The 15,331-nt window shown below is 57.8% G+C and carries 9 protein-coding genes and 1 pseudogene; all 10 read right to left on the reverse strand.

Features of this window, described 5'->3' with window-relative positions; all coding sequences use genetic code 11:
* Positions 1 to 4: 4 nt before the first annotated feature.
* Positions 5 to 697, reverse strand: a complete 693-nt coding sequence (locus QE393_RS15615) for a PP2C family serine/threonine-protein phosphatase (RefSeq protein ID WP_310044511.1) — start codon at positions 695 to 697, stop codon at positions 5 to 7.
* On the reverse strand, positions 697 to 1,368 hold the full coding sequence (locus tag QE393_RS15620) for a VWA domain-containing protein (RefSeq protein WP_310044513.1): 672 nt from the start codon (positions 1,366 to 1,368) through the stop codon (positions 697 to 699). Before QE393_RS15620 ends, QE393_RS15615 begins: the two co-directional genes overlap by 1 nt.
* Before the next feature lie 167 nt (positions 1,369 to 1,535).
* The gene (locus tag QE393_RS15625) at positions 1,536 to 1,679 is read right to left on the reverse strand and encodes a hypothetical protein (RefSeq protein ID WP_310044515.1); all 144 of its coding nucleotides are present in this window, start codon (positions 1,677 to 1,679) and stop codon (positions 1,536 to 1,538) included.
* 33 nt (positions 1,680 to 1,712) lie between these two features.
* On the reverse strand, positions 1,713 to 3,332 hold the full coding sequence (locus QE393_RS15630) for a DUF262 domain-containing protein (RefSeq protein ID WP_310044516.1): 1,620 nt from the start codon (positions 3,330 to 3,332) through the stop codon (positions 1,713 to 1,715).
* Between the two features lie 31 nt (positions 3,333 to 3,363).
* Positions 3,364 to 5,397: pseudogene (locus tag QE393_RS15635) on the reverse strand (5'-nucleotidase).
* Between the two features lie 14 nt (positions 5,398 to 5,411).
* Positions 5,412 to 6,503 (reverse strand): restriction endonuclease subunit S, encoded by a 1,092-nt coding sequence (locus QE393_RS15645; RefSeq protein WP_310044519.1) that lies wholly within the window; start codon positions 6,501 to 6,503, stop codon positions 5,412 to 5,414.
* Positions 6,500 to 8,083, reverse strand: coding sequence for a class I SAM-dependent DNA methyltransferase (locus QE393_RS15650; protein ID WP_310044520.1), 1,584 nt, complete (start codon positions 8,081 to 8,083; stop codon positions 6,500 to 6,502). Before QE393_RS15650 ends, QE393_RS15645 begins: the two co-directional genes overlap by 4 nt.
* Positions 8,083 to 10,206, reverse strand: coding sequence for a DNA recombination protein RmuC (rmuC, locus tag QE393_RS15655; RefSeq protein ID WP_310044522.1), 2,124 nt, complete (start codon positions 10,204 to 10,206; stop codon positions 8,083 to 8,085). Before rmuC ends, QE393_RS15650 begins: the two co-directional genes overlap by 1 nt.
* 8 nt (positions 10,207 to 10,214) lie before the next feature.
* A complete protein-coding gene (locus tag QE393_RS15660) occupies positions 10,215 to 13,598 on the reverse strand; it encodes a DEAD/DEAH box helicase family protein (protein ID WP_310044524.1) in 3,384 nt (1,127 codons plus the stop codon).
* A 49-nt stretch (positions 13,599 to 13,647) separates the two neighbouring features.
* Entirely contained in the window at positions 13,648 to 15,234 is a 1,587-nt protein-coding gene (locus tag QE393_RS15665) for a sigma 54-interacting transcriptional regulator (RefSeq protein ID WP_310044526.1), read from the reverse strand.
* Between the last annotated feature and the right edge of the window lie 97 nt (positions 15,235 to 15,331).

A 15,331-nucleotide genomic window follows, 5' to 3' on the forward strand; every position in this document is an offset into this window, starting at 1 on the left:
TGCTTCAATCCGCTCTGAAAATTCCAGCGATGCTCTTGTCGTCGCCATGACGAGGTGTGGACCAGCTGTGTAGCTCTCGTGTCAGCCACTGGCGCATGCGGCGTTTGCTGCAGCGCAACTGACGCTGGTAGATCGCATCGAAGAATGGCTCTAGCTGTTCTGGAATTAGGTCATCCGATATGCCGTCCGTCATCAGCAACACGCCATCACCCGGCTGGCTCAACTCAAGCACTGTGCTGTAACAACCCTGCGTGCCAGCCTGCGCCAAGGTATTGGTCTGATTGCCGAACCCCTGGCGCTGGTCAGTAAGCACCTGAAATACACCCTGGTTTCTGACCAGCAGCAGACCATCCCCAACCTGACCAGCCGCACCTTGTCCGGATGCATCCACCCTGGCCCAGAGACAGGTCGTCTCATGGGCTCTGTAGCGATCACCAAAATGCGCCAGCCAGGCATCACGCAAAGCCGGGACAACTTCACCGGGCGGAATGCCCTGTCGCTGTCGGGCCAACTGCCTGAGCAGTTGGACGGCCTTCTGCGAGCCAATATGACTAAGTGGCCGGCTGCCCAGCCCATCAGCCACAGCGACACACCAGCCGCCTCGGTTACCGCTGACGCATAAGGCATCCTGATTGGGCGCACCATCCAGCTGATGCGAAGGGCCTCGCACGGATGCCCCAGCTGCCAACAAGGGCATCAGAATTCCCAGTCTTGGTCGTCAGCGTTGGGAATCTGTAAGGGTGTAGATTGATTAGGCGTAGCCGACTGACTCCGCGCACTGACGCTCATAGTCACCGCACGGAAGAAGCGGTGAATATCGCGAGCATTTTCGGCACGGAACAGCGGTGCCTCAGGGTCATTGGCGAAGTCGCCGAGCATGGCCTCATCAGCATCGGCACCGATAGCCATGGCAAAGCGAGTGGCCTTGGAGGAGCGTTCACCATTGACCAGACTAGCGAAGGAACCTTGCCAGTCATCATTGGGGTAGCCATCGGATACCAGCACGATTACCGGCTTGTAGGCACGGGAAGGGATGCAATCTTTGTCTTCGATCATCTGGCTGGCCAGCGATAGAGCGCCGCCCAGTGGGGTCGTGCCTTCTGCAAGTAGCGGTGTAAAGCTTTGCAGCTGATGAGCCGGGGTCAGAGGCAGGCTCAACTCAGCTTGGCTGCCGCCAAAGGTGATCACGCTGACCTGGATCTCCGCGCGCAGGCGGCTCTCGGCTGAAAAGCTGGCGATCATGTCCTTGAGCCCTTTGTTCAAGGCTTCGATCTTGCCGTCGACGGACATACTGCCGCTGGTATCCGCCAATACGATGACCGGTAGTGGACGAGCGCTTTGGACTTGGAATTTCTTGAGCTCTGACATTTTCATACTTCCTTGGTATTCAGGTGTTCAGTCCTATAGCGCATTCCGTGCCAACTCGTTTTATTCAGTTAAAACATTATGTTAGGCAACAGTAAAGGCTGAGGAAATTGCCGTGAAAAGTAATATTTCTTATGTGAAAGTAAACTTATTTGCGCTGCCTGCGTCATTTACAACGCCCAGTAATACTGCTTGATCTTCTGCGCCATCAGCCTACGACGCTCGGCCAGAAACGCTTCGAACCGCTCGGGCTGGTAGGCTGCCAGATCCTCCGGGAGACAGTTGGCGGCCAGATTGGCCTTGAGATCATCCACTCGGGTGATCGCACCGTAGCGGGCCTCACCCTTCTAGCACTGCGCGAAAACAGCGTCCATGTAGGCCGCCGGGGCGGTGTCGCCGATTTTGATGTTCACTTCCTGCTGCACGTACACGTAGTTGGCCACCTGGTTGTACTTGCTTCTGAGCAGCCCCCGCTGCTTGAGGAAGTTCTTCGGGAAGATGTGGTGGATGTCACCGTGGTGCGTAAGCATGTCGCGCACGGTGATGTCCTTGGACAGGAAGCCCTTGTCCCCGCGATTGGCCTGCGCGGCCCAGAATACCTTGATGGCCGGGGCGTTGACTGAGGAGGTGTTCAGCGCCTGCGGCAAGCCGAAATCCCAGAAGGCGTCGGACAAATCTGCGGCTTCGATTTCCGCCAACACCTCGGCAAATGGCCGGTCGTGCACGGCCTTGATGTCCTTGTCGAACCGCGATTCCGGAGAGCCCGAGTAGCGCCCGGTAAGCAGCGACATCACAAACCAGCGGCGCACCCAGCTTTCGATATTGGGGTTGTTGCCCAGGTCGCGTTTGAGCTTGAGGTACAGTACGTAGGCGAAGTTGAGCGCGTTGACCGAACCGATCGTGGAGCTATCCACGTAACCGGCCGAGCGGACGATCATCAGAAAGCGCTTGAAGTGCGTCTCGTTGATGAACTCTTTCACCCCTTCGCTCAGGGTCTTGAACGACGCCTCTTCGATTTCCTTCTCGTAGCTGCGAGTCTCGAAGTTACGCCCCGAGAGCAGGCCGACCAGGTCCGACAGTCGTCCACGGTTGAAACGAGTGGTGAATGCAACCCGCAACATGTCCGAGTAGCTGGGGTCGTACAAGTCGTCGTTCTCGCCCTTCAGCCAACGCATGGCCTTGAAGTAATCGGTCTGCACGAACGCTTTGTCGTTGTTCTCGATGTGCGCGTAAAACTCCGGCGCAATGGACAGGTGGCAAAAATAATCGATCGCCTTGCGTAGCGTGTTGCCGTCGAACTCCTCGTTGGCAGCGATCTTCGACATGGCAAAGTCCGCCTGACTCAACACCACACCCTTGGAATTGATGCGGATAAAGATTTCAGTGACCGTCTCGATATCCAGATCAGCTGCCAGCTCGATCAGACCGATTTGCTTCTTGGTGATATCGCACAGCCTGTCCAGCCGTTCGTAGAGCAGATCTTCGTCCACCCCGGGATTCAGCTCCAGATAGTCACGGCCCACCTTGTGCGCCTTGAGCTCACCGCTGACGATGGGGGCGATATCGGAAAACCAAGTTTTGTCCTTCTCGATAGCCGGGTTGCTGACCTCAAAGCGCTCCTCAATAGGGTGAAAGGCGATGCGGATACGCACCTGCTGGTAATCCTGGTTGATTACCTGCTGCCCGGCGATGGCGGCAGTCAGTGCCGTTACCCGCTGCTGACCATCGATCAACACCTTCTTGCCTTCGGCCAGCGAGCCGTCCTTTAGCTTCACCGTCGGGTTGCGCCAGGCAATGATGTAACCCACCGGAAAGCCCTGATACAAGCTGTCCATCAGATCGCGCACTTTGGTGGCATCCCACACGAACGGCCGCTGGATTTCCGGGATGGCGATCTCTCCGGATATCACCCAAGTCAGCAAGGTTTCGATCAGGTGCTGATTGACGGAGTATTTCTGCGCTGACATGGGCATTCCTTTGCATACGTATAAAACGAATCTACGCGCTCGCAGCTGGCAGCAGTTCTGCCAGACCGGACCGGGTGATATATGGCACTTTGCCAGACGGTACCAGATTGGCAGCGGCTTCCAAGTGCACATCCTGATCATCGAAGAAGATATGCGGGGTGAAGGCACTGAGCACTTTGGCTTTGCCGACGCCCCCCAGGAAAAAGGCCTCATCAACGTACACGCCCCAGGCTCGCAGGGTATTGATGACGCGCATCTCGGATGGGGAATTTCGTGCGGTGACGATGGCGATTCTGATCGGTGAGTCCTTGCCACCGGTGGGCAGGCGCTCCTGCAGGCGGGCCAGTTTCTTCAGCAGACTGGCGTAAGGGCCCTCTTCCATCGGCGTGTGCTGCAGCGCATCCTCCTGGGCCTTAAAAGCCTCCAACCCCTGGGTTTTGTAAACCAGCTCGCTGGCGTCGGAGAACAGCACCGCGTCCCCGTCGAAGGCGATGCGCACCTGGCCCTCAGGGATTTGCGGGGCGTTGGCCGGTGGAGCCTTGAGGATCGCGGCGGCACATTGCCGGGAGTCGATGACCTTTTGCGCATCCTCCACATTGGTGGTCAGGAACAGGTCCACATCGAAGGCATCCATGTAGTCGGCCACCGACTCGCCACCGGTAAAGGCCGAACGGGTTATCGCCAACTGGTCACGGCGAATGGTCTTGAGCACGCGGATGCCGGTGTCCGGACTGTTGCGCGACATCACCACCACCTCGACCAATGGCGAGGTCTCGCCACCTTTCATATGCCGGTTGAGGTCTAGCAGTGCCTTGACCAGGTGATACCCGGTACCCGGCGCCAGCGGCTCATCCTCACGCTCCTGCATATAGCGGCGGTAGTTACCGTTCTCATCCTTGGTGACATAGCGGATGCCATCGATGGGCATTAGGCCGGCCAGGGCCGGGACGTGAGTGGTGACGATGATCTGCCGGTTGGGCTGGTTGGAAAGCTCCAGCAGCGCCTTCATCAGCATCATCTGGTAGTTCGGGTGCTGGGAGGTCTCCGGCTCTTCGATGGCGTAAATCACGTTGCGCTGGGAGCCCACTACCGCCTTCTCCGCCTCGGCGCGGAAGAAGTTGAGCAGAATCAGGCGGCGCACGCCGCTGCCGCGCTTGTTGATCGGAATGCCATTCTCACCATCCAGAGTGAAGCTGAAACTCCACTTGGGCTTTTCCTTGAAGCGTGGGGTCAGTTCGTTGGCCAGCTCTGGAGCCATTTCCCGCAACTTGTCGAGGGTGCGGGCGGCGACATCGAGGACGCTGGCTTCGATCTGCTGCTCCAGTGCGCTGATTTCATTCTGCAGCGCAGCCTGGGCTTCCTTGACCGCTTGCTGCAGGGGGTTCTTGGCTTCGGCGTCACCATCGCTGCTTTCACGATCCGCCTTGAACAGGGCGAAGGTGGGCAGCTGAGCCTCGATTTTTTCCCAGATAGATTTGCTGTCAGTCGAAAGTCCTTTGCTGACGTCGAGCAGCATCTCCTGACAGGCGATAGGCTGTGCTGCCGCACGGATAGCCTGCCGCCACTGTGAGGCCACGCGCTTGTCTGCCAATTGCTCAGCAATGCCCTGCTGCTCACCGAGCTTTTTCAGTTCGGCCATTTTCAGGCTTAGCAACCCAGCCAGCGCCTCATCCGCAGGGTGCTGGCAGCGGATAGCGGTTCGCTCCAGCTTGCCGGTGTTGCCCTTGAAGGTTTTGACAATCTCCAGCGCACCCTAGGCGTTGAGCAGGTATTCCTGCGCCAAGGAGGTCTCGGCATTTTCATCGAGCACCAGCGCCTCAGGCAGATCATCGAACTCACAGGCAATCTCGAACTGCTCGGCACCCTCGGCCAGGCTGAAGCAGTTCATATCACTCTTGTCCGCCTTGACATCGCCGCTCTCGAAGAAGATGGCCAGGGCTTCGAAGATGGTCGATTTGCCATAGTCATTGCGGCCGACGATGCCGGTCCTGGCTTCGTCGATGGGAATGACGGTGGTGGCACGGTAGCCGCGGAAATGCGTGAGCTTGACGGACTTGAGGCGCATGGGGATTTCCTTATCTATAGCTGGCCGGAGAAGGCTTTTTGGCTCAAGGACTCAAATGCGCCGTCAACATAAGCAGCACTCTCCACCACGCGCTGACTGGCAATGTTGGTCGCTCTCACAATTGAGGAAAATTTAAGTTGCCGACTATAGTCCGGCAACGAAAGAGTGAATGCCTCAAGCTCCTCACGATTGAGCTTTGGAATATTTGCACGGGCAGGCAACGACTCGGTATATGCGGTGAAGAAATCAGAGAGGAGCAACATCCATAGGAACTCCTTAGTTGCAACACCCTCCACAGGCCTGACCGGATACATGTCAGCTGAACACAAACCCACCCCTTCTGCCATTGCGCACTTTCTAAGATATGGTCGTATTTTTGAATACAACACATAGCGGTCATCAAAAAGAAATTTCTTACTAATAAGTCCTTCCTCTCGCGCAGTTAGCGCGGGAAGCAGCTTGCCAATTTTTTTCTCTATCCGATCCGGACCGATATGTATTAAATCTATATATTCGTCGACTCGCGGATCAACCATTGGCGCATCCAGCATGGCAACATCAGAAAACCTAACGACATTTTCTGCACCCTCAATCACATCGCCGAACATGTCCAGAAACACGGCGCGAAGGAATTCGTCGGCGAGCTGGATGGCTTGTTGGCGTTTGCGGCGGATGGCGTCGGCCTTGTCGAGGATGGCGGCGATGCGCTTTTGTTCGGGCAGGGGTGGGAGGGGGATTTCAATTTTTGCCAGTCCCTGCCCGGTTATTTGAGGCTGTGCCGAGCCAGAAATTACGTCATCGAAACCGCGCCCCAACAGGTAGTAGTAGAGAAACCTAATATCTACCCTCTCACTATCCAACACATCCAAAGCCATTGCATTGCCATTAATGTATGACTTCGGCTCAGATATATGGACATTTCCGCAAGTAGCACCGCGGCAAGTTATCATTAACGTCGCAAATTCGTGGGTATACTCTGAGTAGAAACCGATTTTCCCATTGGCACCATAAACCGGGTAACCCTCTTCAAGCAGATCACTGGCGGATATAGTTTTCCACTGACGAGGACGACATACGTCATGCAATTTAACCAACGGCCAACTCACAGCATCCCCTCCAACTCATCCAAATCCGCCAAAATCTCCTGCTCCAGCCCTTTAAGCCGCTGCAGAATCACCTTGGGGTCTTCGTACTGCTCCTGCTGGTACTCCACTTCCTTGTAGCGGTTGATGGAGAGGTCGTACTTGTTGGCGGCGATATCCTCAGCCGGAACGACAAAGGCCTTTTTGCGCTTGTCGCCAAACAGGGTATTGATGGTGCTGGCGCTGATATTGCCCTCGACCATCTGCCGGTATTTGTGCCACTGGGCAATAGCATCGGGCAGGTCGTTGCTGCCCTCGCCTTTTAGCTCGGTGCGTTTGTCATCCAGTGAGTAGCCATCGGCTTGCAGGTCGTAGAACCATACGCGTTCGGTGCTGCCGCCCTTGGTGAAAATCAGGATGGCGGTGCTGACACCGGCGTAGGGTTTGAACACGCCACTGGGCAGGCTGACGATGCCTTCCAGCTGGTTGTTATCGAGCAGCTCCTGGCGCAGTTGTTGGTGAGCCTTGGATGAGCCGAAGAGCACGCCGTCCGGCACGATCACGGCGGCGCGGCCACCGAGTTTCAGCGAGCGGAGAATATGGGCGACGAACAGCAGTTCGGTCTTCTTGGTTTTCACCAGGCCGAGCACGTCGGGGTTGGTGTTGGTTTCGTCCAGGCTGCCTTTGAACGGCGGGTTGGCCAGCACCACGTCGAAGAAGTCCTGCTCCTGACGTGGATAGTGCTCCTTGATGGATTTACTCAGGGAGTCCTGGTAGCGGATGTTCGCGCCGTTCACGCCGTGCAGCATCATGTTCATACTGGAGACGCGCAGCATGGTGGTGTCGAAGTCGAAGCCCCAGAACATCTCGCTGTTGATGTGCTGGCGGTAGGGTTCGAGCAGGTCGCCGGAATAATGCAGGTTGCCGTCTTCGTCGCTGAAGGTGCCTTCCGGGCTGGAGTGCACGCGGTTGAGGTATTCCATGGTGCGGGCCAGGAAGCCGGCGGTCCCGCAGGACGGGTCGCAGATCACCTCGTTTGGCTGCGGGGTGATCAGTTCGATCATCGCGTCGATGATATGGCGCGGGGTGCGGAACTGGCCGTTGATGCCGGCGGTGGTGAGCTTGCTCAGCAGGTATTCGTAGATATCGCCCTTCACGTCGCTCTGGGTCAGCGGCAGGTCGTTGACCATCTCCACAGCGGAAGTGAGTACGGACTCGTTCTTGATCTCTAGATCGGCGTCCTGCATGTACTCGCTGATATGACCGAGGCCCTCGCGCTCACCGCCCTCACCTTCAGCGCCGCCGAGTTGGGCGAAGAAGGGATAGACCTTCTGCTTGAGGTGGCTGTGCAACTCCTTGCCGCTCATGTTGCGGAAGTTCTTCCAGCGCAGCAACTGGCCGTCCGGGGTATTAGGAAACAGGCGGTCGAAGGGCTTGCCGGTGCGGTTGGCCTTACGCTCAGCAACGTCTTCCTGCATGTCGAGCATGCGGGCGAACATCAGGTAGCTGATCTGTTCGATTACGGTCAGCGGGTTGGTGATGCCGCCGGTCCAGAATTTTTCCCAGAGCTTGTCGATATCAGTGCGGATTTTGCCGGTGAGCATCAGGCGGTCTCGTATTCAGTTTCAGTGTCGGTTTCTGCCAGCAGGTCTTCATCGTCGGCGCTGTCGGTCAGCGCCTGGATGTTCTGTTCAGCCGGGATAAAGTCGATTTCCAGCGCGGCCTTGTCGGCGAAATAGGCTGGTAGCTGCGCCTTGATGGAGGGGGCCAGGTTCTTGAATTCACCCACCTGCTTGACCAGGTTGCCCTTGCCGCTGACCAGCTGGCCTTCGGCCTTGACGTAGGCTTCGGTGGCGGTTTCCAGGCCTTTTTTGATTTTCTCGAAGCTGGCCAGGAAGGTATTGAGTTTTTTGAAAACGCCCTCTGCCCGGCTGGCCAGCGCGGCGGTGTGCTTGTTCTGATCCTCATAGCGCCAGAGCTGGCGAACGATGTTGAGGCTGGTCAGCAGCGTGGTCGGCGTGGCCACCAGCACGTTGTTCTCGATGGCCTGCTGGAACAGAGTTTCGTCCGCCTTGAGCGCCTCAACGAAGGCAGACTCGATGGGGATGAACATGAATACCATGTCCGGCGAGTTCAGCCCCGGCAGCTTGTAGTAGTCGCGGTCGGCCAGTTCCTTGATGCGGCTGGCGACGGCCTGCACATGCTCTTTCAGGGCCTGCTTACGCTCCAACTCATCTTCTGCGTTGACGTAGCGGGTATAGGCGTTAAGCGAAACCTTGGCGTCGATGATCAGGTGCTTGCCCAGGGGCAGGTACACCACGGCATCGGGGCGCTGGCGACCCTCTTCGGTAGTGATGCTGACTTCGCGCTGGTAGTCCTTGCCCAGTTGCAGGCCAGAGCGGTCGAGGACGTTTTCCAGCACCAGCTCGCCCCAATTGCCCTGCAGCTTCTTCTGGCCACGCAGCGCGGTGGAGAGCTCATGGGCCTCGGTGGTGATCTGCTGGTTCAGCGTTTTCAGCTGCTCCAGCTCTTTGCGCAGCTCACCCTGCTGGGTGGTTTCGCGGTGGTGGATCTCCTGCACTTCACGCTTGAAGGTGTCGATGGACTGCTGGAAAGGCGTCATCACGGCGCTCAGGCTGAGCTTACTGCTTTCCTGCAGGGCCTGAGTCTTCGCTTCGAGAATCTCGTTGGAGAGCAGCTTGAACTGCTCGCTCAGGCTGGCTTTCTGCTGTTCGAAGTTGGCCAGCTCACGGGCATGGCTGGCCTCGCGCTCATCCAGCTCGGTCTTGAGCTTAGTGTACTCGCTGCTTTGTGCGGCAAAGCGGGCCTGAAGCGCGTCGTAACGCGCTACGGCGGCCACTTGTTGAGCCTTGATGTCCTGCAGTTGCTCACGCACTTCGCGCTCGGAGGTTTCCAGGGCTTTGCTGCGCTGACCTTCGCTGGCCAATGCGTCCTTCAGCTGATCCCGGTCGGTTTGCAGTTGTGCGCTGACGGCCTCCGCTGCTTGCAGTCGATCACGCAGTTCAGCCACGAGCTCCTCACGCTTGTGCAAGGAGGTCTTGAGCTCCGCATGCTGATTGCTGAGCGGCTGATAACGCCCCAGCAGCTCGTTGTAATCCTGAGCCTGAGCGGCCATCTTCTGGCGAATCTCAGCAAGTTGCTCACGCGCCTCTCGCTCGCCCGTTGCCGCTACCTTGGCACTGGCATCCAGATTTGCCAGTTCGTCCTTGAGAGTGTCGCGCTCACCTTGCAATGAGGTGATTGCAGTTTGCGCTGCCGTCAGACGATCACGCAGTTCAGAGATTTGCTCCTGCAGCGCTCGCCCTTCGGCTTGAGCGCTTTCCAGGCGTTTGGCGGCTTCGTGATGCTGCCGGCTGGCATCGTCCAGCTTCAGTTGCAACGCAGCCTGTGCGTCTTTGCCTGCCTGCTGCTCCTGATTCAGCCGAGTCACATTGTCGACGGCGGCCTGCAGCTGCGCCTTCAGTTTGGACTCTGCGACCTGCAGTTCATGGCCGCGCGCCTCTGCGGCCTTGAGCTGATCACTCAGTGCTGTGCTGCCTGCCAGTGCAGTTGTTTGAGCCTGCTGGGCCTGCTCAAGCTGGGCCGCCAGCAGACTGAGTTGCCGCCCTTGGCGTAGCGCTGCCGCGAAATACCCCAACAGCACACCGGTCAGTGCGAGTACGGCTGTGATGACGATGATCTCGGTTGTCCATTGACTGGCTTGCATGTGCACTCCTAGTGACTGGTAGGCGGGGTTTCCCCGCGCAAGAAGGGCTTGAGCACTGCCACCAGCTCACCCACATCGGCAGGGGTAAACACACCGTCGATGCCTTCGTGGGAAATGCTGGAGAACGGCGCGTCGTAGAGCTTTTCGATGACGATGCTGCCGTGCTGGGCGATGTAGCTTTTGAGCAGGTTCATAAAGCGCACCTGCTGGGCCGTGAGGCTGGGATGGGTATGCAGGAACTGGGCGAAATGCTGCTCGATGGCCTGCACGTCCAGACCGATCAGCTCCCGCACGGTCAACTGCAGCTCGCTGGCGGTACGGCCATAGAACTCGTTGAGCACCTGCAGGCTGACGCCGGGATGGGTGGTAAGGATGGTCGAGGTGAGCGAACTCAGCTCCTGCTCAGCAATCGGCTCGCCCTTGTGGATTTTCTGCAGGGTCGGGTTGGCAGCCAGCATGCCGTCGAGGATGTCCTTGAGGCGGCGCCGGTAAGCCAGCGCCTCGTTGGCGCCGGCAATGGTGATGACACGCTCCGCCTCCTGTACTCCACCATCGAAAGTGCGAGTGCCTGGGGTGGCATAGAGCGGACCATTGCCCGATTGGCGGTACTTCATGATGCCGCGCAGTTCCTGCCGAGCACGCTCCAGCTTGCCCACATTGGCGTTGTGCCAGAAATCCGCGCTGCGTACCTCCGCAATCAGGGCATCTTTCTGGCGCACGGCTTGGATATTGATGGCGAGCTTGTCGATCTCCTCCAGCAGGATGATCTTGCCATCCTCGAAACAACTGGCCTGTTCCACCAGGCAGCGCTCGATACCGGCGATGAGTTTGTCGAGCGCGGTGGCATGTTTGTCACGCAACACACGAGCCGACATCAGCGGAGCGATGGTGGTCGCCAGCAGGTGCTGGGTTTTGGCGTCGAACTTCTGCAGTTGGTCGCCCTGCTGCAACTGGTGCACGGCGCGCAGCTCGCGTTTAACGGCCACGCTGCTCTCCGGCAGGTCGTTGATGTCGGCACGCAGCAGCTCGATGGCGGCATCGAAGGCAGCGGCATGATTGTGCTTGAGGGCCGCCTGCGCCAGCTCCAGACGTGCTTCGAAGGTGGTCTGCAGGAGCGACTTGCCGCCCTGGTCTTCCGGCTCCTCGTACTCCTGCTCGAAGAAGTCGAAGTTGCCGTAGTGGTCGAAGATGAGGAACTCGGTCTTGTGCTTTCCCTGACCAAACAAGTTGGGGCGCAGACGCGTGCCGCGACCGATCATTTGCCAGAACTTGACCCAGGATTTGACGGGTTTGGCGAAGACCAGGTTGACCACTTCGGGCACGTCAATGCCGGTATCAAGCATGTCCACCGAGATGGCGATACGGAAGTCGTTGCCCGGCTTTTTGAATTCCTTGATCAGGGTATCCACGTGCGGGATTTGGTTGTGAATGACCTTGCAGACCTTGCTGCCGTACTGGGGGTAGAGCTTGCAGAAGAGCTTTTCCAGGTGCTCGGCATGGTCCTGACGCTGGGCAAAGACGATGGTCTTGCCGACCAGTGAGCCGGTTTCATCCTTGATACCGTTGTTGATCAGGTTTTCCAGGATGATGCGGTCGGTGTCTTCGCTGAAGATCTTGCGACCGATGTCCTTGCCGGCAATGGTGGTGCGCTTGGCCTCCTCCTCGCCGAGGTCCTCTTCGAGCTGACGCTGCTGTTCTTCACTCAGGTCGTTGTAGTGAATGCCATCGCGCAGGAAGTCGGTGGTGAGGTCTTTGACGCGGAACGGCACCAGGTAAGGCGGATCGTTGTTGATGGCGGCATCGAGGCCGAACTCGAAGGTCGGGTCGGTGGTCTCGCAGTCGAACATGTCGAAGGTGTTGCGGCTGATGAACTTCACCGGGGTGGCGGTGAGGCCTACCTGCAGGGCATCGAAGTAGTCGAACAGGTCGCGGTACTTGTTGTAGATGCTGCGGTGGCTTTCGTCGGCAATGATCAGGTCGAAGAAGCCCACATCAAGCTGGGCGAAGCGGTTCATCATGCCTGGGTAGGTGGCGATGTAGACGCGTGCGGTCTGATCCACCTTGTTGGTTTCCCCGATAACGCAGCGCGGCTCGCTAGGCAGGTTCTGCTTGAAGGCCTCATCGGCCTGCACGCGCAGTTCCTTGCGGTCACAGAGAAACAGCACGCGCTTGGCCCAACCGGTGCGCAGTAGCAATTCGGCCAGTGCGATGGCCACGCGGGTCTTGCCCGTGCCGGTGGCCTGGATGATCAGCGCACGGCGGCGCTGCTGCTGCTGGAAGTGAGCGGCGACCGTTTTGATCGCTTCGATCTGATAGGGACGGTCAGCAATGTTCAGATCAGGGTTATGACGCTCTAGCTCCGCTTTGCGGTATTGCCGCTGGTAGATCAGGTATTCGAGGCTGTCCTTGCTGTAGAGGCCATACACCGGGCGGTAGGTGTTGTACTGCGCGTCGTCCCAGATGAAGGTCTCGTATCCGTTGCTGTAGAAAATCACCGGACGTTGCATGCCCATGCGCTCGAAGCCATCGGCGTACATGCGCGCCTGTTCGCGTCCGGCTTGCAGGCTGACATTGCCGGATTTCTTGGCCTCGATCACCGCCAGGGGCTGACCGTTGTCGCCCCATAGCACGTAGTCCGCACGACCCTTGCCGGAAACGTTGCTGGGGAAATCAACTTCGACTTCCTGACCGACCTGCGCGGGATTGCTGACATCCCAACCCGCCTGCGTCAGCATGACGTCGATCAACAGGGCGCGGGTCTTGGCCTCGTTCCACTGCAGGCTATCTGCAACCCTCTGGCTCTGCTGCTGACGCTTCTGCTGGTCCGGCTTGGCAGGCGGTTCCAGCTTGTCAAGATTGCGGGTGCGCTCCTGCTCCAGCTTCTCCATGACGCGCTGCAGCTCTTCCTGCTGCTGATTGAGCTCCTTCTCGTAGCTGGAAACGGTTTTCTGCAGGCGGGCGAGGGCTGCGGTTGGATCTTGCACTTCGATAAAGACAGGAATATTGGCCTGTGCAGTAGCGTAGTACTTGATGGCCATGTACATGGCCAATTGATGGGCCGTCTTTAGCGCCAGCTGGGCGTTACGCAGGTCACCTTCAGCGCCGTGAGCGGTGTCGTTACCCTGGATGCGCAGGAAGTTGATCTGGTGAACCAGCGGCTTGCTGACGCAATCGGCAAACACCGGGTTTTTCACCAGGTCGTAGAAGGTCGACTGCGGCATGCGCGGCAGCAGCTCTTCCTTGTAGATGGCTTTGGTGAGCTCTTCGGCGAAGCTACGCAAGCGAGTAAGCGCACTGCCCGGATCGATGTGCAGAACGGCTTCGGCGAGGCCGGCAAGGTTTGCCAGCAAATCGTTACCGGTGCGAAGAAACTCGAAGTTAACTGATTTCATGTGGGCGATTCTGTTCATAACGGTCTTTTAGCGAGGACCGTGCCAGGTTTTATTCGATGCCGTACTTGTCCATCCAATTGCTCAGCGTCTGCTGGCTTTTGAGGCCAAGCAGGCTAGCCGCACGGGTCTTGTTGTTGCCGGTAAGCGCCAAAGCCTTACGCAGATAATGCCCTGCTACCCCAGCAATTATCTTTTGTAAATCAATGCCTTGCGCAACATTCATTGCCAGTACATCGGCCTGCGCGTGCGGCAATTTGAACAGTGCCTGCTCGATATCATGAGCAGCAATTAGATTGCCCGAGCACCAGAGAGCCGCGCGCAACAGAGTAGATTGCAGTTCGCGAACGTTGCCACGCCAGGGATGCTGAAGGATAAGATTTTTTGCTTCGGCAGAAATTTTCTTATCGCCAAGGCTGGCATCCTGGCTAGCAATGCCGGCCAGCAGCTTTTCCGACAGTAACAGCAGATCACCTTCGCGCTCTCGAAGCGGCGGGAGGTGCAGTACACCTACAGCGATGCGATAAAACAGGTCTTCACGGAAGCGCCCACGAGCAACTTCCTGCATCAGATTGCGGTGAGTGGCGGCAATCAGCCGCACATCGACCTTGAGCTCCTGGCTAGAGCCTACCGGAGTGAAGGTGCCCTCCTGCAGTACGCGCAGGAGGCGCACTTGGACATCCGGCGTTAGCTCACCGAACTCATCCAGAAAAAGCGTGCCGCCATGGGCCTGTTGGAACACTCCGGGTCGATCTGTAATCGCGCCAGTGAATGCGCCCTTCTTGTGGCCAAACAAGGTGGAGTCGATCAGTTCCGGCACGATGGCACCGCAGTTCACCGCAACAAAGGGCGCTGCAGAACGTGGACCAGCGTTGTGAATGGCGCGAGCAAACAACTCTTTGCCAGTGCCGGTTTCGCCGTAAATCAACACTGGGATCTGCTTCGCTGCGAGTATCTGCGCCTGAGCCTTGAGCGCCAGCATACGCTCGCTCTGCGTCACAATGCTGTCGAAGGCTGCATCCACGGGGGCATCCAGCCCGGCAAGCTGAACCAGCTTGTCGGTGCTTATGGTATCGGCAGCCGGGACATACTCGGCGGCGATCTCAAACGGCACCTCGACCTGCTGCACGCCTTGCTCAAGTGACGACTGGTAGAAGGTTGCCGGATAGCGTGTTTTGCCCAGCAGAATCCACACTGCTTGCATGGCCGGTGTGCCGGGACTGAGCAGAATGGAAAGCTGATTGCTGGAGATGCTCAGGCGTTTTAACTGCTGGCTGGCGGCCTGGTAGATTTCCCCGAAATGAACGGGAGAAGACAGGGAAACGTAATGCGCTGCGATTGATACATCGACCTGCTGGCGCAGCCAGTCCAGGTAGGGTTCAACGATCTCGGCGGGATATGAACAGAGCAGCTCGACGCTATCAAAATCTACCCTGTTTAGGGTCGATAGAATCGGGCCTATTTCACCGCCCTCAACTGCCTTGAGATCATTCCCGCCCACCCAGCTTGCCAATACGCTTTGCTTCTTTACCACTGTTCCTGTACCCCCGGCTTCCCTCTTGCCTGCCTGCAGGCAGGAAAAAATGTGCTCTGGTTCGCGCCATGGATAGTAAACCAATCCGTCGATCCGGGTCTTCAAATGTCTGACTACATGTACAAGCTGAGGTGTAGCCGGCAGGGACTGGTGACTCCACCAAACGAAGATTAGCGAGTGAATGGAGCAGTCTTGCCACTAC

It is taken from the genome of Pseudomonas sp. SORGH_AS_0211 (genome assembly GCF_031453455.1).
Classification (GTDB): Bacteria; Pseudomonadota; Gammaproteobacteria; order Pseudomonadales; family Pseudomonadaceae; genus Chryseomonas; species Chryseomonas aestiva.

Excerpts from the sequence above, each read along its gene's own strand:
- QE393_RS15615 (WP_310044511.1), bottom strand. The coding sequence starts at position 697 with ATGCCCTTGTTGGCAGCTGGGGCATCCGTGCGAGGCCCTTCGCATCAG.
- QE393_RS15620 (WP_310044513.1), bottom strand. The coding sequence starts at position 1,368 with ATGTCAGAGCTCAAGAAATTCCAAGTCCAAAGCGCTCGTCCACTACCG.
- QE393_RS15630 (WP_310044516.1), bottom strand. The coding sequence starts at position 3,332 with ATGTCAGCGCAGAAATACTCCGTCAATCAGCACCTGATCGAAACCTTG.
- QE393_RS15650 (WP_310044520.1), bottom strand. The coding sequence starts at position 8,083 with ATGCTCACCGGCAAAATCCGCACTGATATCGACAAGCTCTGGGAAAAA.
- rmuC (WP_310044522.1), bottom strand. The coding sequence starts at position 10,206 with ATGCAAGCCAGTCAATGGACAACCGAGATCATCGTCATCACAGCCGTA.
- QE393_RS15660 (WP_310044524.1), bottom strand. The coding sequence starts at position 13,598 with ATGAAATCAGTTAACTTCGAGTTTCTTCGCACCGGTAACGATTTGCTG.